Origin of the sequence: Labrys sedimenti (assembly GCF_034424805.1) — a bacterium.
Classification (GTDB): domain Bacteria; phylum Pseudomonadota; class Alphaproteobacteria; order Rhizobiales; family Labraceae; genus Labrys; species Labrys sedimenti.
In genome coordinates this window covers 84650-103592 of sequence record NZ_JAXOUF010000009.1, presented here as the reverse complement: position 1 = coordinate 103592, position 18943 = coordinate 84650, and the positions used below count along the sequence as shown (strand labels likewise).

Below are 18943 nucleotides of genomic sequence, written 5' to 3'. Positions count from 1 at the left end.
GGATATGGGGCTGAGCCACAAGGCCCGTCAAGCGCTTTGGCGACATCGCCGTCGCTATCCCCGCCCTGCCGGCTTGGCGGGGAGCCCGAGCCGGTCCGCCATGCGGATGAGATCGGCCAGCGTATTGGCCTGCATCTTGCGCATGACCTGGCCGCGATGGATCTTCACGGTGATTTCGCTCAGTTCCAGTTCCGCGGCCGTCTGTTTGTTGAGAAGCCCCTGCACCACCAGCGCCATCACCTCCTGCTGGCGCGGTGACAGGGCGGCGTAGCGGTTGCGCAAATCATCCCCCAGGGCCGTCTCGACACTATCTGCGCGGCTTTTTTCCAGGCAGGCCGCCACGGCGTCGAGAAGATCCTGCTCGCGGAAGGGTTTGAGCAGGAATTCCATGGCACCGGCCTTGATGGCCCGGACCGACATCGGCACGTCGCCATGGCCAGTCAGGAAGACGATCGGAATGGCATCCCGTGCCCCGACCAGTTCGGCCTGGAAGTCGAGCCCACTCTGTCCGGGCATGCGCACGTCGAGCACCAGGCAGGACGCTCCCTCCGAGCGCCGAAACTGCATGAACTCGCGGGGCGAGGCGAAGCAGCGGACGCGATAGCCGACCGATCTCAGCAGGCTGTCCAGCCCATCCCTGACCATGGGATCGTCATCCACCACATAGACGGTCGCGATTTCTTCCGACATGGTTCTAATCCTTGCGTCCGCGCGCTCGAGCCAGCGGCAGCGTGAAGCGAAAAATGCTTCCATGCGGCATGGCGGCCCGGGCCTCTATGCTCCCGCCATGCGCCTCGACGATGGAACGGCTGATGGCCAATCCAATGCCCATACCGTCCTCCTTGGTGGTAAAAAAGGGATCGAAGACATGCTCTATCGCCTGCGGCGACAGGCCAGGGCCGGTATCGGTGACGGCAATGGTGACCTCCCTGTCGTCGGCGGAGGTGTTGACCGTTATCTCCCGGTTTCCCTGCCTGGTTTCCACCGCCGCTTCGACGGCATTGGCGACGAGATTGAGTAGGACCTGCTGCAATTGAACCCGATCGCCCATCACCGGCAACAGGCCATGCAGCAATTCGGTCCGCAGCAGGATGGCGTTCGCGCGCAGCTTGCCCCGCATCAGGGCCAATGTCTCGTCGATCACCTCGACCATGTCGACGGGTTCGCGCGAGGGTGGGGCCCGGCGCACCAGGCGGCGCACCCGCTCCACCACCTCGCCAGCCCGCTCGGCAGCCTCCACGATGCGATTGAGGGCATGCCGAGCCTCGTCCTGATTGGGCGGAGAGGCGGAAAGCCAGCGTAGCGCGGCATTGCTGCTGGCGCCGATGGCCGCCAGGGGCTGGCTGACCTCGTGGGCGATCGAGGCGGTCAGCTCGCCCAGCATGGTGATGCGCGAGATACGAGCGAGGTCGGCCTCGGCACGGCGCACGGCGATATCGGCAAGCTCGATCCGGATGGCGAGATAGGTGGTCGCGCCGATGGCCACCAGGCTGAGGGAGCTGTTGGCGATACCCGCCTCGGTATCGCCCCTCACCGTCATGAAGAAGCTGAGCACGGTCAGGAAGCTGCAGGCCAATCCGACGATCAGCACGGTCCGAGGCCGTCCCGTCCATACCGAGATCAGCACCACGACGACATGCAGCACGGCAACGGCGATTTCCAGGTCGGTGACGGTGTCCGCCACGAAAATGAGCAAGGCCAGCCCGGCCATGGCGAACCACAGCAGCGGCATGTCGACGGTCGATCCCAGGCGTTCGCGTGTCACCAACTGCGTTCCCCGTCATGGAAGGGCTGTCCCACGCCGTTGCCGCCGCCATCCGAGCCGGACCCGCGAGCGCGACCGTCAGGCGCGATGGCGGGAATACCGCCGCAGATGTCGGCGCAACAGCACCACGCCCACCTTGTTGAGGCCTGCGGCCATGCGAAGCAAGCCTTGCGTCTCCAGCGGCAGCAATTGCTTGCGAAGGAACAGGCGGCGTACGATCCAGGAGAAACCGTCGGCTCCCGACAGGAGGAGGCCGATGGCGAGCAAAAAGGTCCTGTTTTCGACCCGGCAGCCTGCCTTCTGCAGCGCGACGATGGCCTGCGCGAGTTCTTGATTGTCCCGGAGCATGTTTCACCTGCCTTCGCCATGAAGGGTGGCAAGGCTCTCGCCAACGCCGGTGGCGGGAGCGCGACCTCGATACCGACGATCACCGAGCGCTCGAGGCGTTCAGCTCGGGTTCTCCAGCGTGAAGAGATCCGCCGCCTCGTCATAGGCGAAATATTCGGCGTAGCGGGCGAGGCTGATCACGGACCGTACGGTACCGGCGGCATAGTCCTCCGACATGTGGTCCTCCAATTCGTCGCGAAAGCGGCGGGCCGGCGCCTGATGGCTCGGCCTTTCGTCGAGGATGCGGCGAATATGGGCCGCCAGCGGCACATAGGTTGCCAATTGCTGTGCGAAGAGCCGCTTGCGCTCGTCCACCTCGCTCTCGGCAAAGCGCTTCCCCGCGGCAGTGAGCCGGATATCGCCGCCCTCCAGCTCGGCAAATCGCAGCAATTGCAGGGTCTCCGCCACCGGGAAGAGCTCGTCGATTTCCAGATGCAGTCCGGCAGCCAGCGGTGGCAGGTCCGCCTTGCCGTAATAGGGAGCCGCCGCCACCGCCTCGATCAGGCCGGCGAGTTCGTTGGAGGAAACCTTGGGCAGCACCATGGCGATGCCGGTACCGGGGAAGACACCGTCCCGCGCCGGAACCGAGCCCGGACGGGCGGTCATGCGTGCATAAATGTCCTCCACCAGAGCCCGGAAGGCCGGATCGAGCCGGTTGCGCGGCTGAGGCAGGTCGACGCGGACCTCTCCGATCACCCGGCCGGGATTGGAGCCGAAGATCAGGATGCGATCGCACATCAGCACCGCCTCCTCGATATTGTGGGTGACCATCAGGATGGCCTCGATCGGCATGCGGCCTTCGCACCACAGATCGAGCAGATCCGTGCGCAGGGTCTCGGCGGTGAGCACGTCGAGGGCCGAGAAGGGTTCGTCCATCAAGAGGAGCTTGGGGTGCACCACCAGTGCGCGGGCCAAGCCTACGCGCTGGCGCATGCCGCCCGACAGTTCCTTGGGGTAGGCATTCTCATAGCCGTCGAGCCCGATCAGATCGATCGCGGCCAACGCCCGCTTGCGGCGTTCGGCCGGCAGGACACCCTGCGCCTCGAGGCCGAGCTCGACATTCTGCTGCACGGTGAGCCAGGGAAACAGGGCAAAGCTCTGAAACACCAGCGAAATGCCGCTGCGGGTGCCGCTGACGGGTTCGCCCTGGAAGGAGACACTGCCTTCGCTGGGGCGGATCAGGCCGGCGATCGCCCGCAGCAGTGTGGACTTGCCGGAGCCGGAGCGGCCGAGCAGGCCGACGATCTCGCCGGGCTGCAGCATGAGGTCGACCCTGTCGAGCACGACAAGCGGGCTCGACCCGCCCTTATCATAGGTCTGGCGCACGCCCGAGACCGAAACCAGCGGGGTGTCCTTGATGGTGACGGGAGCATTCATGGTGACGGGAGCGTTCATGGCGATATCTCCGGAAAATCAATCGAGGCGCAGGCGGCGTTCCGCGAACACATAGAGCGGGCGCCACAGCAGGCGGTTGAACAAGGTGACGAAGAGCGACATCACCGCGATGCCGAGCACGACGCGCGGAAAATCGCCCGCCTCGGTCGCCCTGGCGATGTAGGAGCCGAGGCCGTAGGCCTGGAGCTTCGTGTCTCCCCAGCTCACGAGCTCGGCGACGATACTGGCGTTCCAGGAGCCACCCGAGGCCGTGAGGGCGCCGGTCACGTAGTAGGGAAAGATCCCCGGCAGGATCACCCGGCGCCACCAGGTCCAGGACCGGATCTGGTAGATCGAGGCCGCTTCCCTGAGATCGGTGGGAAAGGCACTCGCACCGGCGATGACGTTGAACAGGATGTACCACTGCGTCCCCAGCACCATCAGCGGCGACAGCCAGATGTCGGGGCTTGCCCCGGTCGCGACGATGGCGATCACGGCAAAGGGAAACAGCACATTGGCCGGGAAGGCCGCCAGGAACTGGGCCAGCGGCTGGACCCGCTCCGCAAGAGCCGGACGCAGGCCGATCAGCACGCCGATGGGAACCCAGATCAGGCTGGCCACCGCGATGAGGACGATGACGCGCAGCAGCGTGACGAAGCCGCCGCCCAGGGCCTCGAGCGCATCGGCCCAGGACAGGGTCTGGCGCATATAGGCAATCGCCACGACGATCCCCCAGGCCGTCACGGCCAGTACGAGGCCGAGCCACAGGCGGTCGATCCAGGGCGAGCCCGCTTTCGTGCGGCGAAAGGATGCCTGTCCTGATCGTCCGACGCCCACCAGCATCAGGCGCTGCCAGGCCCAGGCCAGAGGGGCGATCAGGCGCTTCATCAGCCGGGTGTGGCGGATGAGGTCATAGACCCAGGAATGCGGCCTTTGCTGGCTGGCCGTCTGCTCGACGCGGAACTTGTCGGCCCAGGCCACCACCGGCCGGAACAGGAGCTGATCGTAGAGCACGATCAGGATGCCCATGGCTGCCACGGCCCAGGCCACCGCGACGAAATTCTTCCGGTCGATGGCGAGCGCCAGGAAGGAGCCGATGCCGGGAAGCTGCACGGTGGTGTTGCCCACCGTGATTGCCTCCGAGGCAACCACGAAGAACCAGCCGCCGGACATCGACATCATGGTGTTCCAGATCAGGCCCGGCGCAGCGAACGGCGCCTCCAGGCGCCAGAAGCGCTGCCAGCCGGACAGCCTGAAGCCACGGCTCACCTCGTCCAGGTCTCCAGGCACCGTGCGCAGCGACTGGTAGAAGGAGAAGGCCATGTTCCAGGCCTGGCTGGTGAAGATCGCGAAGATCGAGGCGCATTCCGCTCCGAGCTGGCTGCCGGGAAACAGGCCCATGAAGAAGGTGACCGTGAAGGTCAGGAAACCCAGCACCGGAACCGACTGCAGGATGTCGAGCGCCGGGATGATGATCAGTTCCGCCCGCCGGCTCTTGGCCGCCAGCGTGGCCACCACGAAGGTGAAGACCAGCGAGGCGATGATGGCGGCGAACATGCGCAGCGTGGTGCGCAGCGCATATTCCGGCAGGCGGGCCGGATCGAGCGAGACCGGGGAAACGGAGAGGGCGTCGAGCGGCGTCCTCATCGCGGCGGCACCGTGCAGCACCAATGCGATGAGCGCGATCACCAGCCCGCAGGCAACCAGATCGTAGAGATTGGGCAGGAGGCGCCCGCGGGCGAACGCCGCGACGGAACGCTGACCGGAACGGTCATGGGGCAGGAAGACCATGGCGAACCTCGTGGGAGAGCAAGGTCGAAAAAGGCGGAATAGGGAGAGAAGGGCGGGATCAGGGCGTGGGTGGGCCCTCGTGGAACCCGTGCCGAGGGATGCTCAGCGGGCGCCGACGGCCACTCCGGCGCATTTCGAACAAGGCGGATGGGAGGCATCCAGCTCTTCGCCGGAACCGGGCAGGCTCCAGCGGCATTCCAGTCGCCCCGTGTCCGGATTCAGGTGCCATGATGCCCTGAGACCGCCGCGGATCGCACCGGAATGTTCCTCGATCCGGTCGGATCGGACAGGAGCATCCGATGCCTTGATTGACGCGCCGGACGCGGTCGCGCGGGCTTTGGCCCGAAAGGCAAGGACGATGGCGCCGCAAACGGGCAGCGTGGCGGCCGTGATACGGCCGCGGAACGGAATGACGTTGTTCATGTTTCACCTCGTCGGGCCGCCTTTGGCCAGACCCGCGAGGCAAGCCGGCGGGGACTAGGGCCCGCCGGTCATCGCCCGGCGCGCGAGACCGCCGGCGTTCCAGATCGATGGCGCACCCCTCCGGCGACGGTCGAGGACCGAAGCCGGACGGCTACTGCGATCGTTGTCCATGTGCTTCCACAGCTGATTTTTCGGGTGTTATCCAAGGTGCCGGGCACCGCGGATACAGAGCCCTTCTGTCACTGCCCCAAAGCGGGGTCAACCGTGCCTTGGTGTGTGAAGACCATACCTTGGTATGGGTTTTTTGGGGGGGCCGATCGGGTTTGGCGGCAGCGCTCGACGGAAGCGTATCCAATAGTCTCGTCCACGCCGGCACACATGCCACGTTGGTAAGAAGAAGCGCAGTAATCCTTCCCCGACTTCGGGGAAGGTGGCCGAACGTCGTGAAGGCGGATGGGGTAGAGTGGCGGTTTGCAGGCCAGAACTGGCATTATCGCGCCACCCTGCCCCTTCCGTCACCGCTACGCAGCGACACCTTCCCCGAAGTCGGGGAAGGATCCCGGCGCCTCGTACTGGCAATACTGAGATGTGTGCATCGGCTAACCGCGCGGTGAAGAAGACAAATCGCTCCTTGCTCCGCCCCGTCTCAGGCCAAGACGGGCGATAAGTTCCGGCCACAACGTACGATCCGGAAGCATCGTTTTGACGGCGTCAGGCCTGCCCGCGCTTTTCGAAATCCTCAACCCTGGCTGCGCCGGTCATGATGGCCACCACGTCGGCCATCGAATGGGTCTTCGGGCTCACTACCGCAGCCCGGCGTCCCAGGCGCATGATGTGGATACGGTCGGCCAGCTCGAACACATTGGGCATGTTGTGGCTGATCAATACGACGGGCAGGCCGCGATCCCGGATGGCGCGGATCAGTTCCAGCACCTGGCCGGTCTCGCGCACGCCGAGGGCGGCCGTCGGCTCGTCCATGATCGCCAGCTTCTTGGCGAACAAGGCGGCTCTCGCCACCGCCACGCCCTGGCGCTGGCCGCCGGAGAGGGCTTCCACAGCGTTGTGGATCGACGGCAGCCGGAACTTCAGCTCCGCCATGGCCTTCCGCGCTTCCTCGCGCATGCGTGCCTTGTCGAGGCGGCGGAACACGCTGCCGAGCACACCCGGCATGCGCAATTCACGCCCGAGGAAGAGGTTCGAGGAAATGTCCAGGGCGGGTGCCACCGCCAGGTCCTGGTAGACGGTCTCGATGCCGCGATGCCGGGCATCGAGCGGGCCCTTGAAATGCACGGGCTGGCCATCGAGCAGGATCTCGCCGCTATCGGGCCTCAGTGCCCCGGTCAGCGCCTTGATCAGGGAGCTCTTGCCGGCACCGTTGTCGCCGACGACGGCGAGGATCTCGCCCCTGCGCAGCTCGAAATCCACCCCGTCCAGCGCCGTGACATGGCCATAGCGCTTGATGACGTTGCGGGCCTCGAGGATGACCTCGGAAGAAGCGGATGCGGTCATCAGCGCCTCCCGCGCGAAAGCTGGTCGAAGGCCACCGCCACGATCACCAATATGCCCGTGATCAGGTCCTGCCAGAGCGGATCGATGCCGGCCAGCGTCAGGCCGTTGCGCAGCACGCCCACGATGAGCGCACCGATCAGGGTGCCGACGAGACCGCCCCGGCCGCCGAACAGCGAGGTGCCGCCGATCACAACGGCAGTGATGGAGTCGAGATTGGCGGTCTGCAGCGAATTGGGATCGGCATTGGGAATGCGGCCAAGCGCCAGCCAGGCGGCGATGCCATAGAGCAGGCCGGCGAGCACATAGACCGAGAGCAGATGCCGCCTGACGGGGATGCCGACCAGCCTCGCCGCCTCGGGATTGTTGCCGATGGCATAGACGTGGCGGCCCCATTTTGTCTGGTTCAGCAGATACCAGACCAGGGCATAGAGCAGCAGCATGGCGAGGACGCCATAGGTGACCACAAAGCCGCCGATGAGTTCGCCATTGCCGGTCCAGCTCAGGAATTCGTCGTCGACCGGGAAGGCGCCGCCGGCCGAGATCAAGCGGAGCGCCGCTGTGATGATGCCGAGCGTACCGAGCGTGACGATGAAGGGCGGCAGCTTCAGGCCGCTGATCAGGCCGCCGGCGACGGTGCCCGACAGGGTGCAGAGCACGATCGCCACGCCCATGGACAGGACGGGATCATAGCCGAGCGCCGCCATCTTGCCTGCGATGATGGTGCCGAGCACGCAGATCGCCCCGACGGCGAGGTCGATGCCCGCCGTCAGGATGATCAGGGTCTGGCCGATCGCCAGCGTGCCGACCACCACGGTCTGCTGCAGGATCAGCGAGATGTTCTGCAGGGCAAGGAAGCGCTCGTTGATGCTGGCGAAGATGACGCAGAACAGCGCCAATACCAGGAAGGGCCCAGCCGAAGGCACGGCGAAGATGCGCGCCAGGAGGCTGCGCTTTTCCTCGGGTGCGGGAACCGTGGTCGTGCTCATACGATCCTCGACGATATGGATGGCGGGCCGGTCAGGAAACCGGCCCGCCCAATCTGGAGGAAAAACCGGTAAGGCTTACTCGCCGCCCCAGCAATTCTTGAGGCCCCAGGCCGTGTCCTTGGAGTCGAGACCGGCCATCGGCTTGTCGGTGATCAGCTCCGAACCGGTGTTGATGAAGCCGCTCGGCTTCTTGCCGGTCTTGGCATATTCGGCGACCGCGTCGACGCCGGCGACTGCCATCTTGTAGGGGAACTGCATCACGGTGGCGGCGACCTTGCCGGACTTGACGTCCTTCACGCCCTGGCAGCTGCCGTCGATCGAGGTCAGCATCACGGCCTTGGCCTTGCCGAAGGACTTCAGGGCAGCATAGCCGCCAGCCGCTGCCGGCTCGTTGATGGTGTAGACGACATTGATGTCGCCATTCTTCGACAGCAGGTTCTCCATGCCGGTCTGGCCCTTGTCCTGCGCGCCATTGGTGATGGCGGAGCCGGCGATAACCGGGTCGCCTTCCTTGATGCCGAAGCCCTGCAGATAGCCATTGTGGCGGAAGGTATCGACCGTGCCGCCCGGCGTGCCGTCGAGCATGGCGAGCACTGGCTTCTTGTCGCCCATCGCCTTCTTGGCATAGGTGCCCTGCTTGACGCCGGCCTCGAAATTGTCGGTGGCGTAGGTGGCATCGACCGCATCGGCCGGATCGGTCGCCGTGTCCAGGGCGATCACCAGGATGCCGGAGTCGCGTGCCTTCTTGATGATGCCGAGCATGCCGGTGGAGTTGTTGGGCGTCACCAGGATGCCCTTGGCACCGGCGGAGATCAGGTCCTCGATCGCCGCGACCTGGCCTTCATTGTCGCCGTCGAACTTGCCGAAGCGGGCGATCAGCTTGAGGCCCTTCTTCTTGGCTTCGGCCTCGGCGGCCTGGCGCAGCTTGACGAAATAGGGATTGACCTCGGTCTTGGTGACCAGGCCGACAATCACCTCTCCGGCCGCCTGGGCCTTGTCGGCCGCGGCGAGGGAAGAGAATGCGACAAAGCCAAAGGCGGCAGTGGTGGCAAGAGCAGTGGATGCGACGATGCGGCTCAGGCGAAGCGCTGACATGAAATCCTCCCAGGTTTTTGAATGGAGCTTGGCGCTCTCTTCTCGACGATGGCCTTTCCATCATCGGCAGCGGATTAATGCATCATCGCTGAATGATTGCAAATATATTTTGCCTGTTTTCAGGCATAACGGCATCCTGCTCGCCGTGACTGTCAAACCCCACCGATCCGGTTGAGCCCATGCATCACAGCCCGCAGGGGTTGATTGCCGGCCAGGGCGGCGTAGTTGCGATAGAGATCGGCATAGACCGATGCGGCTCGGGCATCCGGCCGATAGGTCTTGAACGCCCGCGCGCCGAACCTTGCGCCGCCTTCGGGATAGTCGGCGACGATCCCGGCCGCGACAGCGCCATGAATGGCTGCTCCCACCGCAGTGGGATTGTCGATTTCGGGAACCTCGACCTCCCGCGCAAAGACATCGGCCATGATCTGCACCAGCAAGGGATTGTTGCGGGCTAGGCCGCTCGACAGGATGAGACGGTCAATGCTGAAGCCCCCTGCGATGAAGAGATCCTGGATGCTGCGCGCACCATAGGCGAGCGACTCCAGCAGAGCCCTGTAGATACCCGCCGCCGTCGTGCCCGTGGTCAGGCCGAGGATGAGACCGCTCAGGCCGGAATCGGCCAGAGGCACGCGGTTGCCGCTCCACCAGTCGAGTGCCAGCAAGTGATTGGCACCCGGCACAAGGCCAGCCGCTTCCTCATTGTAGAGCCTGAAATTCTCGGCCGGATCCGCGGCGCGCGGAAAGGTTTTGACGAACCAGGCGAGCGTATCGCCGAAACCGGCCTGGCCCGATTCATAGCACCACAGGTCACGCACCGACCCATCGAAGGCCACACCCTCGATGCCCCGGGGCAAGGGCCGGAATTCGCGGCCGAGCATCAGATAGACGGCAGAGGTGCCGAGAGCCCCGACGAGGCAGCCATCGCTGACGCCGCCGACGGCCGGCAGCACGACATGGGAATCGATCACCGCCACGGCGACTGCCGCCTGCCCGCGGATGCCGGTGCGCGCGCGCCACGCCGCCGACAAGCCCCCCGCCGAACTGCCGACCCGCAGGGGCGGCTTCACGCGGTCGGCGAGGCCCGGAACGATGCCGTCGGGATAGCCGGCCGCATCGGCATATTGCGCCTTGTAGGCGGCAAAGCCGAGGCTGCGTGTTTCCTCGCCCATCAATTGCCAGACGAGCCAGTCACCCGCCTCGATGAAGCGCCCCGTCTCCTGCCAGAGCTGCGGTGCCTCCTGCGCCAGTTGCGCCGCCTTGGCCAGCAGCCACTCGGCCGAAAGCTTGCCGCCGAAATTGTCGAGGAAAGCCCCTCCCCGGGCGTTGATGGACTCGGCCTGCGCCTGGGCAGCACCATGCTTCCATAGTTTCACATAGGCGTGCGGATCCTGCGGATGGAGGCGGGAGAGCGGCACGCCCTCCGCCGTGGCAGGGAGCGGCGAACTGGCGGTGAAACCGAGGCCGATGCCCTCGATCTGCCTGTCCCGGCCGAGAGTCGACAGGATAGCCTGGGCCGCCTCGGTATAGTCGTCGGCGTTCTGGAGCGCCCAGAGCGGCGGCAAGGCTGGCCCCTCGGGCAGGCGGGTCATCACGCCATGGCGATAGGGCACCGCGTGGCTGGCGACCTGCTCGCCGCTATCGGCATCGACGAGCACGCCACGCGCCGATTCCGTGCCATAATCGAGGCCGATCAGATAGCGACGTGTCATGGCTGCGCCTTTCCCACTTCTGCAGGCTCAGCTTAGGCGCCATCGCGAGCAAAGCAACACTTTTGTCTGTTTTCAAGCAAAAGCGTTGCTTTATGTCGCCTTATGCCGGCACGGGCGCCAGTGCCTTGCGGATAGCGGGAGCAACCACTGTACCGAAGAGTTCGATCGATTTCATCATCTTGGCATGGGGGATGCTGCCCATCGAGAACTTGATCAGGAAGCGCTGGTGCCGGAACAATTCATGCTCGGCCAGGATCTTGTCGATCACCTGCTGGGGATCGCCGACGAAATCCGAACCGCGCGGGGCGCGCGAGGCTTCGAACTGCGCCCGGCTCAGCGGCGGCCAGCCGCGCTCGCGGCCGATACGGCCCATGACGTCGACATAATAGGGGAAGATCTCGTCCGCCGCCTTGTCTCTGTCCTCGCCGATATAGCCATGCGAGTTGATGCTGACCGGAAGCTTGGCCGGATCATGCCCGGCCCGGCGGGCCGCTTCGCGATAGAGATCGACCAGCGGCTTGAAGCGCGCAGGCTCGCCCCCGATGATGGCGAGCGCCATCGGCAGGCCGAGCGTGCCCGCGCGGATCACCGACTGCGGATTGCCGCCGACGCCGACCCAGACCGGCAGGGGCTGCTGGACAGGACGCGGATAGATGCTCTGCCGGTCGAGCGGCGCGCGATGCTCGCCCTGCCAGCTCAGCGTGGTCTGCTCGCGGATCTTCAAGAGCAGGTCCAGCTTCTCGGCGAACAGGCTGTCATAGTCCTTGAGGTCGTAGCCGAACAGCGGGAAGGACTCGATGAAGGAGCCTCGCCCGGCCAAGATCTCGGCCCGCCCGCCCGACAACAGGTCAACGGTGGAGAATTCCTGGAACACGCGCACCGGATCGTCCGAGCTCAGCACGGTGACGGCGCTGGTGAGGCGGATGCGCTTGGTGCGCATGGCCGCCGCCGCCAGCAGCACGGCCGGGGTGGAGGCAGCGAAATCGGGACGATGATGCTCGCCGATGCCGAAGACATCGAGGCCGAGCTGGTCGGCGAGTTCGACCTCCTCCATCAGATTGGCAATGCGCCCCTGCGCGCTGATGACGGTTCCGGTGGCGGGATCCGCGGTGGTTTCCGCGAAGGTGTACAGGCCGAGTTCCATATCTGTCGCGCCTCACCGGGAAGGGAGCGTCCCGGGTTTCCAGGTTGAAATCTTCTGGTTACAAAACGTAACTGAGGCTAAATATGGTACAGTCATACGAGGTACAAGGAGGCACATTCATGGCCGTAGGTGACATGGATGTAACCAGCGGGGACGAGGACAGGGACAGCCTCACCGAGAGCTGCCGGCCGGTCACCGAAATCCTGTCCCGCATCGGCGACAAGTGGAGCATCCTGATCGTGATGGCGCTGAGCCAGGGTCCCCAGCGTTTCAGCGAGATCAAGCGCCGCATCGACGGCATCTCGCAGCGCATGCTGACGCTCACGTTGCGAGGCCTGGAGCGTGACGGCCTCGTCAGCCGCAGCGTGACGCCCAGCATTCCGCCGCGCGTCGATTATGAACTCACCGAACTCGGCCATTCGCTACGCATGCCGGTGAGCGCGCTCGGCCAATGGGCCTTCGCCCACCGCACTGCCATTCTGGAGGCGCGCGCCGTGTTCGACCGGACCTGCCCCGTCCAGCGGGCAACCACACGGGACGAGCAGCCGGTGCCGGCTGCTACTCGGCCGGCGCCACGGCGACCTTGATGGTCTGTGCCTTCACACCGCTGATCTGCAGCGAAACCGGCCCCGCCGCCAGGTTGAAGCGCACGCTCTTGCGCAGGCCCGTGCAGGCCTTCTGGCCGGTCGCCGCCGAATATTTCACCGTTGCGCCAGCCTGGACGACATCGATCCAGCCTTCATCCGAGAGCGTGACCTGATAGAGGCCGGCCTTTTCGATCGGCGGCAGGGTCAGCAGCGCACCAAAGGTGCCTGTCGCCGGCTGGCGTCCGGTTGTGACTGGAAATTTGAGATCCGCCACCGGGCTGAGCTGCAGGTCGGCGGCTCCGTCGACCTTGGCCAGCGTCCCGCCCGAAGCCAAAGTCTGCGGCGAGGCCTGGAACCAGCTCTGCTCGCGAGTCAGCGACCATTTGAACGGCTTGCAGGCTGTCGTCTCGGCCAAGGCGGGCCCGGTTTGCAGGGCGGCCATCAATGCTATCAAGGCCAGGCCGGCGCGGCTGGAGGTGGGCATTGCGCAATTTCTCCGAAGGGAAAGAATGCCCGATCATAAACCGGCCCGCGCCAGAAACAAGAACAATTCACGAACAAATTACGGCCGCGCGACAAAGGCAATTTGTCAGGCCGCGCCCGCCACGAAGGCCAAGGCCAGCCCATTGATGCAGTAGCGCAGTCCCGTGGGCTTGGGGCCATCGTCGAAGACATGGCCGAGATGTCCCTCACAACGGGCGCAGGCCACCGCAATCCTGGTCATACCGAGGCTGTTGTCCCGGCTGGTCCGTACCGACCGACCGAGTGGAGCCCAGAAACTCGGCCATCCGGTGTCGCTGTCATATTTGGCACGGGACGAAAACAAGACGGTACCGCAGCCCGCGCAAGTGAAACGGCCCGATCGCCCTTCATGCAGCAGCGGGCTGGTGAAGGCGGGCTCGGTGCCTGCCCCTCGCAGGATGGCGAATTGGGCCGGCGTCAGCCGCCGATGCCATTCCGCCTCGCTGAGTACGAGGCGGGCAGGACGTGCCGCTGCAGGCCGTGCGAAGGCAAAGCTCGCGCCTCCCAGCAGCGCCAGGCCCAAAAAATCGCGGCGTGTCGGCATGGGCAGGTCTCCTCGCAGCAAGGTGGTTCGGCTCCTGCTTCATCCTACGACAACCGAGCAAGCCTTGTTACCGGCCCGTGCTTGTTCCGGCGCGGCGGATCGCCTGCAAAAGGGGTCATCGCGCAAGCTCGAGCGCCTCGGCCAGTACGGGGTCACGTCCGGCTGCATAGTCGGCAAAGGCGACATCGATGGCCATGTCGGGCGCCAGCAAGATGCCGCGGGGGCCGAACGCCACCGTCGCCCAATAGCAGTTGCGCGTGTCCGTGCAGCCCTTCTCGTAACCCTCGAACTGGTCGCTGTAGCGCACCGCGATCTTCGAATGCGGCAGTGTCATCTTCCGGCCCTCGGCCCAGAACTGCCCGGTATCGCCCATGGGCTCGCCGATGAACACGACCTTACCCCCGCCAGCGCCCTTGATCATGGCGGCGGTGACGATGCCGGCGGAAAAGGTCGCCCGGCTCACCAGCACGAAGATGCGGCCATCCTCGGGCAGGAGCCGCGGCAGGGCCTGCGCGAACAGGATCGTATTGAAGAAATCGCCGCCATTGTTCAGGCGCAGGTCGACGATGACATGCTTGGGTTTGTGCGCAAGAATCTCGTCCCTGACGATGGCGGAGAGCTTCTGGGCGAGCGGCGTATCGTCGACGCTCGCGACGGTGTCGTTGCGAATATAGAGCGTGTTGCCTGAAGGCTGGATCATGAAGGCCTTGACGTCGCCGCGCGTGCTGTAGAGCGGCGAAAGATCGGTCTTCGCATCAATTATATGCAGCCAGCGGTCCGGCAGGTCCTTCGCATCCGGGATCAGGACGGAATAGCCTCGGTTCAGCCCGGACCTGCGCTCGTCGCCCGGATCGGCTACGACGGCTTCCAGGCGCGGCGTTTGCGGGCTGCCATCCGCCGACCGTACTGTGAAGGGAATGGCGGAAACGGTGTCTGTCGCACCGATCTTCTTCAGGATTCGTGGATTGACCAGATAGCCCGGAGCAAGGAAGCGTCTGCGCTGGCGCACGCCGGCCAGATAGGGCTCGACCTGCTGCAAGGCTTGCTCCGCCGATAAGACGCCGATCTTGTCGATACGGGCTCCGAGCAGGTGGCCATAGGCCGGATGGGTCTTGACGATGAACAGACCATCAGCGAACCATCAGGCACGGATCGGCAGATCGGGGCCGAGATAGGCGGCGACATTGGCGTTGGTGTGGCCATTGCCGGCGAGAGCGACAGCTCCCATGACGTCGAGGGCGAAGTCCTCCGGCATGAGCTTGTCTGCCGCGGTCTCGGTTTCCTCGATCCGGCGGCTGAAGGCTTGCCGTTGCTCGTCGCTGAAACTCTTGTCGAGCGGCGCCCAGCGTTGCTTCAGGAAAGCAAGATCTTCTCGCATCTGCTGTGGCTGCAACTCGATATCGCCGGCATGGCCTGCCATCGGCGCAAACATAGGCGCTGCCACTGCTAAGTCGGCGAGAAATCGTTTGGAACTTGAAACGAACATGGCTTCCCCAGCGAACAAGCGCGCTTGTGTGCATGTGGTCGGAAATATAAGTCTATACGATCATCGAAAGCCGTTTTGTATTGTTTTACTATGGAAGTCGTGAATGATCCCTGCGATCTTGGCTCGGCGAAAAACGTCCTGACGCCCGCTCCTTCCATGGCGCGCGCCAGGTCAGGCCCATCGGGGAGGCGTGTCTGATTGACCATGCCGCCCCGCAAATGCCAGTTTACCGGGACAAGCTGGCATATCGAGGATTTCCCATGGTGAGAAAATTCCTGCTTTCAGCCCTTTGCTTGACCGGCTTTTGCATACCTGTGACGGCCGAAACCCTGCCGAACAGCGGTGACTATTATCGCGCGGCCTGCCGCAGCCTGGCAGCCAATACCGGGCCGACACCGAGCGAACTCGTACTTCCGTCCCTGCATTGCGCGATCGAGATCGAGGATCTTGCCTCGACGGGGCGCCTGCTGACATCGGATAGCCGTATCTGCAAGCCGGTCGACGTGTCGGTTGCGCAGACGGCAGCCGTGGTCTCGGCCTTCCTCGACGCCCATCCCGATCGGCTCAAAGAGCCTTTCGTCGTCCTCGCCACCACGGCCCTGCGCGAGAAATGGCCCTGCTCCTGAGGCTTACGGTGCAGGAAATACCGGCTCATGAAAAGATTGATCCATCGGCGTGGGCATTTCTGGGAGCGCGGACGTCCTCGTCCGCTCTTCCCCTTCGACAAAGGCGGCGCTTCCAAGAGCGGACGAGGACGTCGGCGCTCCCACGAATACAGCCCTCAATGAGTCGATCTCTTTAAGGCATTTCCTTCGCGAAAAGCCCGTCTGGCCTGCCGGATAATGCCCCGCGTGGCCGCTTTCGGACCATATCACGGGCTGCCAGCGGACGCGCCCTTTGCTGCAGGCTTGACGAATTCATAACTGTTGAGCTATGAGTAAAATCCATAACTGAGGAGTTATTGATTTTGGCCTCGCCCTCCCCCGACCTTCTGTTCAGAACGCTTGCCGATCCAACCCGGCGGGCGATCTTCGAGCGCTTGTGCCGCAAGGGAGAGCAGACGGTCGGGGCCCTCACAGCCCACGCCCGGGTCTCACAACCGGCCGTCTCGAAGCACCTGGCGATGCTGAAACAGGCCGGGCTGGTCCGCGACCGCCATGAGGGCCGGCAGACCCATTATTGCGCACAACTCGGCGCACTCGGCCCTCTGATCGACTGGGCAAGCCAGATGACGCAATTCTGGGAAGCCCGGTTCGACGATCTCGAAGATTTGCTGAACAGGATGGACCAATGACCAACAATACGAGCGAAACCCGTACCGTCGTCGTCGAGCGCGAGATTCCACATCCGCCCGAAAAGCTCTGGCGCGCCCTCACCCAGCCCCATCTGATCGAGGAATGGTTGATGAAGAACGATTTCGACCCGGTTGTCGGTCACCGCTTCAATCTGCGCGGCGAATGGGGTGGGGTGCTCGATTGCGAGGTTCTCGCCATCGAGCCGCACCGGACCTTGTCCTATAGCTGGAATTTCAGCCATGACGACGATGCCTACGATCTGAAAAGCGTGGTGACCTTCACACTCACGCCCACCGGCGCCGGCACGCATCTGCGCATGGAACAGGCTGGTTTCCGGCCGTCCCAGCGCCAGGCCTATGGCGGCGCCAAGGCCGGCTGGCAGCAATTCCTCGCCAATCTGGAGCAGGTTCTGGCGGGGCTGGACTGAGCCCCCGCCCCCTACCTCGCTGGGGAACATTGGTGCAAGATCAACAAGGGAGGCTTCATTGAACTTCAACGCCCTGATACGGCAGACCCATCGCTGGCTATCCATCGCCTTCACGGTGACCGTGATCGCCAATTTCGTCGCCATGGCACTGGGTGAGCCGCCGGCATTGGTGGTCTATGCGCCCCTGCTGCCGCTCTTCCTGCTGCTGTTCAGCGGCCTCTACATGTTTGTGCTGCCTTATTTCAGCAGGGCGAGGCACGTTCCGGACTGAAGGCTTGCAGCGGATGGATGCAACGACCTAGCCCGCAGCCTGCCGCTGTGCAGCCTCCAGGACGGCGACGGCCCGCTCGGCCATCCCGGCGGGAACGAAGACATGGTCGTGGTGATAGGCCGCGACCATGTTGCAGGGGATTCCAACCATCGCCAGGGCGGAGGCCACGGCGGCAGTCAGCCCGACGCCGTCGAGAGCCGAGAAGACCTCCAGCTCGATGTGCTTCATTGCCAGCGCAATATCGAAGCCGAGGGTGGCGGCGATGTCCACCGGCAGGACCACGGTAACGCCCTCCTCTTCCCGGAAGAAGCACAGGGCCTGCCTGGCAGCAGCCTCGATCACGGCCGGCGACGTGGTGGTACAAAAGACAAAGGCCCCGTCCTTGAGGCGCGGCGTCATGCCCGCAATCATGGCCCCGGTATCACGAACGCTCTGTGGCATGCCGCCTCCCCGGATCGCCCCGCCGCTGCGCTGAAATTGCGACGGCGGGAGCCCCTGTTGCCAATCTTACAATGGCGCTGGAGATATGGAGTGTCGACCTCCGGTCGACACCTTTCTTGCCGGCAAATGTAATGTTTCCAAGATTGTCGACCTCCGGTCGACACTCCGTGTTTCCAGCGCCTCCTATGGCGCAATATAGCTGCAGCGCTAGGCCGTGCCCGCACGCGTCGGCCGGTCCATCACGCGCCGCCCCATCAGGCTGGCGACGAGATCGACCATGAGCAGGGCGGTGCGGCCGCGCTCGTCGAGGAAGGGGTTGAGCTCGACCAGATCGAGGCTGGTGGCGAGGCCGCTGTCATGCAGCATCTCCATGATCAGATGCGCCTCGCGAAAGGTCGCACCGCCCGGCACCGTGGTGCCGACGCCCGGCGCAATGCCGGGATCGAGAAAGTCGACGTCGAGGCTGACATGCAGCACGCCATTCGCTTCCGCCACCCGTCGCAGGAAAGCCTGCAGCAGCGGGCCGACGCCATGCTCGTCGATCGCCCGCATGTCATGCACGGTGACGCCTGCGGCGGTCAGGGCCGTACGCTCTGCCGGATCGACGCTGCGAATGCCGATCATGCAGATATTTTCGGGATTCACTGGCGCGGCCAGCGGCGGGAAATAACCCTCGAAGCCAGGCCGGCCGGTGGCATAGGCCACCGGGCAGCCATGCAGATTGCCGCTCACCGTCGAGTCCAGCGTGTGAAAATCGGGATGGGCATCGAGCCAGAGCACGAAGAAGGGCCGGCCCGTTTCGGCCGCCCGCCTGCTGAAACCACTGAGCGTACCGGCAGCCAGGCCATGATCGCCGCCGAGGATGATCGGCATGCCCTCGGCACCGAGACGATAGGAAGCCTCGGCAAGAGCTTCGGTCCAGGCCGCCACTTCAGGCAGATGCTTTATGGCCTGGTTGGGGTGGCTGAGCGGGCGCTGGGGTGCGGGAGCAAGGTTGCCGCGATCCTCGACGCTGTGGCCGAGTTCCTGCAAGGCGCCAGCCAGGCCGGCGGCCCGGAAGCCGCCGGGACCCATGTCGCAGCCAAGCCGCCCCGTGCCTTCCTGCAGTGGCACACCCAGCAAGATACAATGTTTCGAAGTCATGCGAGCCTCTTGAAATTCGGCGGCAGTCTATCGCCCGGGCT

22 protein-coding genes are annotated in these 18943 nt (G+C 64.6%); 5 read left to right on the top strand and 17 right to left on the bottom strand.

The window, feature by feature from the left end; translation table 11 throughout:
• Positions 1-54: 54 nt before the first annotated feature.
• From U1R88_RS23130 to U1R88_RS23080, 11 genes are all read right to left on the bottom strand, one after another.
• Positions 55-690: a response regulator transcription factor gene (locus tag U1R88_RS23130; protein ID WP_322433374.1), complete on the bottom strand. Its 636-nt coding sequence runs from the start codon at positions 688-690 to the stop codon at positions 55-57.
• 4 nt (positions 691-694) lie between these two features.
• Entirely contained in the window at positions 695-1765 is a 1071-nt protein-coding gene (locus U1R88_RS23125) for a sensor histidine kinase (protein ID WP_322433373.1), read from the bottom strand.
• Between the two features lie 78 nt (positions 1766-1843).
• Complete coding sequence (locus U1R88_RS23120) at positions 1844-2113, bottom strand: hypothetical protein (RefSeq protein ID WP_322433372.1); 270 nt, start codon at positions 2111-2113, stop codon at positions 1844-1846.
• A gap of 99 nt (positions 2114-2212) precedes the next feature.
• Positions 2213-3547, bottom strand: coding sequence for an ABC transporter ATP-binding protein (locus U1R88_RS23115; protein ID WP_425545470.1), 1335 nt, complete (start codon positions 3545-3547; stop codon positions 2213-2215).
• Between the two features lie 18 nt (positions 3548-3565).
• Positions 3566-5317 (bottom strand): ABC transporter permease, encoded by a 1752-nt coding sequence (locus U1R88_RS23110; RefSeq protein ID WP_322433371.1) that lies wholly within the window; start codon positions 5315-5317, stop codon positions 3566-3568.
• 102 nt (positions 5318-5419) lie between these two features.
• Positions 5420-5740: a hypothetical protein gene (locus U1R88_RS23105; RefSeq protein ID WP_322433370.1), complete on the bottom strand. Its 321-nt coding sequence runs from the start codon at positions 5738-5740 to the stop codon at positions 5420-5422.
• 711 nt (positions 5741-6451) lie between these two features.
• Positions 6452-7249 (bottom strand): ATP-binding cassette domain-containing protein, encoded by a 798-nt coding sequence (locus U1R88_RS23100; RefSeq protein ID WP_322433369.1) that lies wholly within the window; start codon positions 7247-7249, stop codon positions 6452-6454.
• Positions 7249-8235, bottom strand: coding sequence for an ABC transporter permease (locus U1R88_RS23095; RefSeq protein ID WP_068291578.1), 987 nt, complete (start codon positions 8233-8235; stop codon positions 7249-7251). Before U1R88_RS23095 ends, U1R88_RS23100 begins: the two co-directional genes overlap by 1 nt.
• Before the next feature lie 75 nt (positions 8236-8310).
• Positions 8311-9330, bottom strand: coding sequence for a substrate-binding domain-containing protein (locus U1R88_RS23090; RefSeq protein WP_322433368.1), 1020 nt, complete (start codon positions 9328-9330; stop codon positions 8311-8313).
• A 152-nt stretch (positions 9331-9482) separates the two neighbouring features.
• On the bottom strand, positions 9483-11042 hold the full coding sequence (locus U1R88_RS23085) for an FGGY-family carbohydrate kinase (RefSeq protein WP_322433367.1): 1560 nt from the start codon (positions 11040-11042) through the stop codon (positions 9483-9485).
• 100 nt (positions 11043-11142) lie between these two features.
• Positions 11143-12186, bottom strand: coding sequence for an LLM class flavin-dependent oxidoreductase (locus U1R88_RS23080; protein WP_322433366.1), 1044 nt, complete (start codon positions 12184-12186; stop codon positions 11143-11145).
• 119 nt (positions 12187-12305) lie between these two features.
• On the opposite strand from U1R88_RS23080, the gene U1R88_RS23075 reads away from it, so the two are divergent.
• Positions 12306-12773: a winged helix-turn-helix transcriptional regulator gene (locus U1R88_RS23075; RefSeq protein WP_322433365.1), complete on the top strand. Its 468-nt coding sequence runs from the start codon at positions 12306-12308 to the stop codon at positions 12771-12773.
• Here U1R88_RS23075 and U1R88_RS23070 read toward each other — a convergent pair.
• From U1R88_RS23070 to U1R88_RS23055, 4 genes are all read right to left on the bottom strand, one after another.
• Positions 12745-13257: a hypothetical protein gene (locus tag U1R88_RS23070; protein WP_322433364.1), complete on the bottom strand. Its 513-nt coding sequence runs from the start codon at positions 13255-13257 to the stop codon at positions 12745-12747. The genes U1R88_RS23075 and U1R88_RS23070 overlap by 29 nt on opposite strands.
• Positions 13258-13362: 105 nt before the next feature.
• A complete protein-coding gene (gene msrB, locus U1R88_RS23065; protein ID WP_322433363.1) occupies positions 13363-13839 on the bottom strand; it encodes a peptide-methionine (R)-S-oxide reductase MsrB in 477 nt (158 codons plus the stop codon).
• Positions 13840-13954: 115 nt separating this feature from the next.
• Positions 13955-14878, bottom strand: coding sequence for a S41 family peptidase (locus U1R88_RS23060; RefSeq protein WP_322433362.1), 924 nt, complete (start codon positions 14876-14878; stop codon positions 13955-13957).
• Between the two features lie 102 nt (positions 14879-14980).
• Positions 14981-15271 carry a hypothetical protein gene (locus tag U1R88_RS23055; protein ID WP_322433361.1) on the bottom strand — a complete coding sequence of 97 codons (291 nt, stop codon included), beginning with the start codon at positions 15269-15271 and terminating at the stop codon, positions 14981-14983.
• 314 nt (positions 15272-15585) lie between these two features.
• Between U1R88_RS23055 and U1R88_RS23050 the strand changes: the two genes are divergently transcribed.
• The 4 genes from U1R88_RS23050 (at position 15586) to U1R88_RS23035 (ending at position 17318) form a co-directional block, all read left to right on the top strand.
• Positions 15586-15951: a Rap1a/Tai family immunity protein gene (locus tag U1R88_RS23050; protein ID WP_322433360.1), complete on the top strand. Its 366-nt coding sequence runs from the start codon at positions 15586-15588 to the stop codon at positions 15949-15951.
• 341 nt (positions 15952-16292) lie between these two features.
• On the top strand, positions 16293-16619 hold the full coding sequence (locus U1R88_RS23045; protein WP_322433359.1) for an ArsR/SmtB family transcription factor: 327 nt from the start codon (positions 16293-16295) through the stop codon (positions 16617-16619).
• Positions 16616-17047, top strand: coding sequence for an SRPBCC family protein (locus tag U1R88_RS23040; protein ID WP_322433358.1), 432 nt, complete (start codon positions 16616-16618; stop codon positions 17045-17047). The genes U1R88_RS23045 and U1R88_RS23040 overlap by 4 nt, the downstream gene beginning before the upstream one ends.
• 58 nt (positions 17048-17105) lie before the next feature.
• Positions 17106-17318 (top strand): hypothetical protein, encoded by a 213-nt coding sequence (locus U1R88_RS23035; RefSeq protein WP_068294645.1) that lies wholly within the window; start codon positions 17106-17108, stop codon positions 17316-17318.
• 27 nt (positions 17319-17345) lie between these two features.
• Here the strand turns inward: U1R88_RS23035 and U1R88_RS23030 are convergent, their stop codons facing one another.
• Complete coding sequence (locus U1R88_RS23030; protein ID WP_322433357.1) at positions 17346-17759, bottom strand: ACT domain-containing protein; 414 nt, start codon at positions 17757-17759, stop codon at positions 17346-17348.
• Positions 17760-17966: 207 nt separating this feature from the next.
• Entirely contained in the window at positions 17967-18902 is a 936-nt protein-coding gene (gene rocF, locus U1R88_RS23025) for an arginase (RefSeq protein WP_322433356.1), read from the bottom strand.
• Positions 18903-18943: the final 41 nt, after the last annotated feature.

Excerpts from the sequence above, each read along its gene's own strand:
- U1R88_RS23130 (WP_322433374.1), bottom strand. The coding sequence starts at position 690 with ATGTCGGAAGAAATCGCGACCGTCTATGTGGTGGATGACGATCCCATG.
- U1R88_RS23120 (WP_322433372.1), bottom strand. The coding sequence starts at position 2,113 with ATGCTCCGGGACAATCAAGAACTCGCGCAGGCCATCGTCGCGCTGCAG.
- U1R88_RS23115 (WP_425545470.1), bottom strand. The coding sequence starts at position 3,547 with ATGAACGCTCCCGTCACCATGAATGCTCCCGTCACCATCAAGGACACC.
- U1R88_RS23110 (WP_322433371.1), bottom strand. The coding sequence starts at position 5,317 with ATGGTCTTCCTGCCCCATGACCGTTCCGGTCAGCGTTCCGTCGCGGCG.
- U1R88_RS23105 (WP_322433370.1), bottom strand. The coding sequence starts at position 5,740 with ATGAACAACGTCATTCCGTTCCGCGGCCGTATCACGGCCGCCACGCTG.
- U1R88_RS23100 (WP_322433369.1), bottom strand. The coding sequence starts at position 7,249 with ATGACCGCATCCGCTTCTTCCGAGGTCATCCTCGAGGCCCGCAACGTC.
- U1R88_RS23095 (WP_068291578.1), bottom strand. The coding sequence starts at position 8,235 with ATGAGCACGACCACGGTTCCCGCACCCGAGGAAAAGCGCAGCCTCCTG.
- U1R88_RS23090 (WP_322433368.1), bottom strand. The coding sequence starts at position 9,330 with ATGTCAGCGCTTCGCCTGAGCCGCATCGTCGCATCCACTGCTCTTGCC.
- U1R88_RS23085 (WP_322433367.1), bottom strand. The coding sequence starts at position 11,042 with ATGACACGTCGCTATCTGATCGGCCTCGATTATGGCACGGAATCGGCG.
- U1R88_RS23080 (WP_322433366.1), bottom strand. The coding sequence starts at position 12,186 with ATGGAACTCGGCCTGTACACCTTCGCGGAAACCACCGCGGATCCCGCC.
- U1R88_RS23075 (WP_322433365.1), top strand. The coding sequence starts at position 12,306 with ATGGCCGTAGGTGACATGGATGTAACCAGCGGGGACGAGGACAGGGAC.
- U1R88_RS23070 (WP_322433364.1), bottom strand. The coding sequence starts at position 13,257 with ATGCCCACCTCCAGCCGCGCCGGCCTGGCCTTGATAGCATTGATGGCC.
- msrB (WP_322433363.1), bottom strand. The coding sequence starts at position 13,839 with ATGCCGACACGCCGCGATTTTTTGGGCCTGGCGCTGCTGGGAGGCGCG.
- U1R88_RS23055 (WP_322433361.1), bottom strand. The coding sequence starts at position 15,271 with ATGTTTGCGCCGATGGCAGGCCATGCCGGCGATATCGAGTTGCAGCCA.
- U1R88_RS23050 (WP_322433360.1), top strand. The coding sequence starts at position 15,586 with ATGGTGAGAAAATTCCTGCTTTCAGCCCTTTGCTTGACCGGCTTTTGC.
- U1R88_RS23040 (WP_322433358.1), top strand. The coding sequence starts at position 16,616 with ATGACCAACAATACGAGCGAAACCCGTACCGTCGTCGTCGAGCGCGAG.
- U1R88_RS23030 (WP_322433357.1), bottom strand. The coding sequence starts at position 17,759 with ATGCCACAGAGCGTTCGTGATACCGGGGCCATGATTGCGGGCATGACG.
- rocF (WP_322433356.1), bottom strand. The coding sequence starts at position 18,902 with ATGACTTCGAAACATTGTATCTTGCTGGGTGTGCCACTGCAGGAAGGC.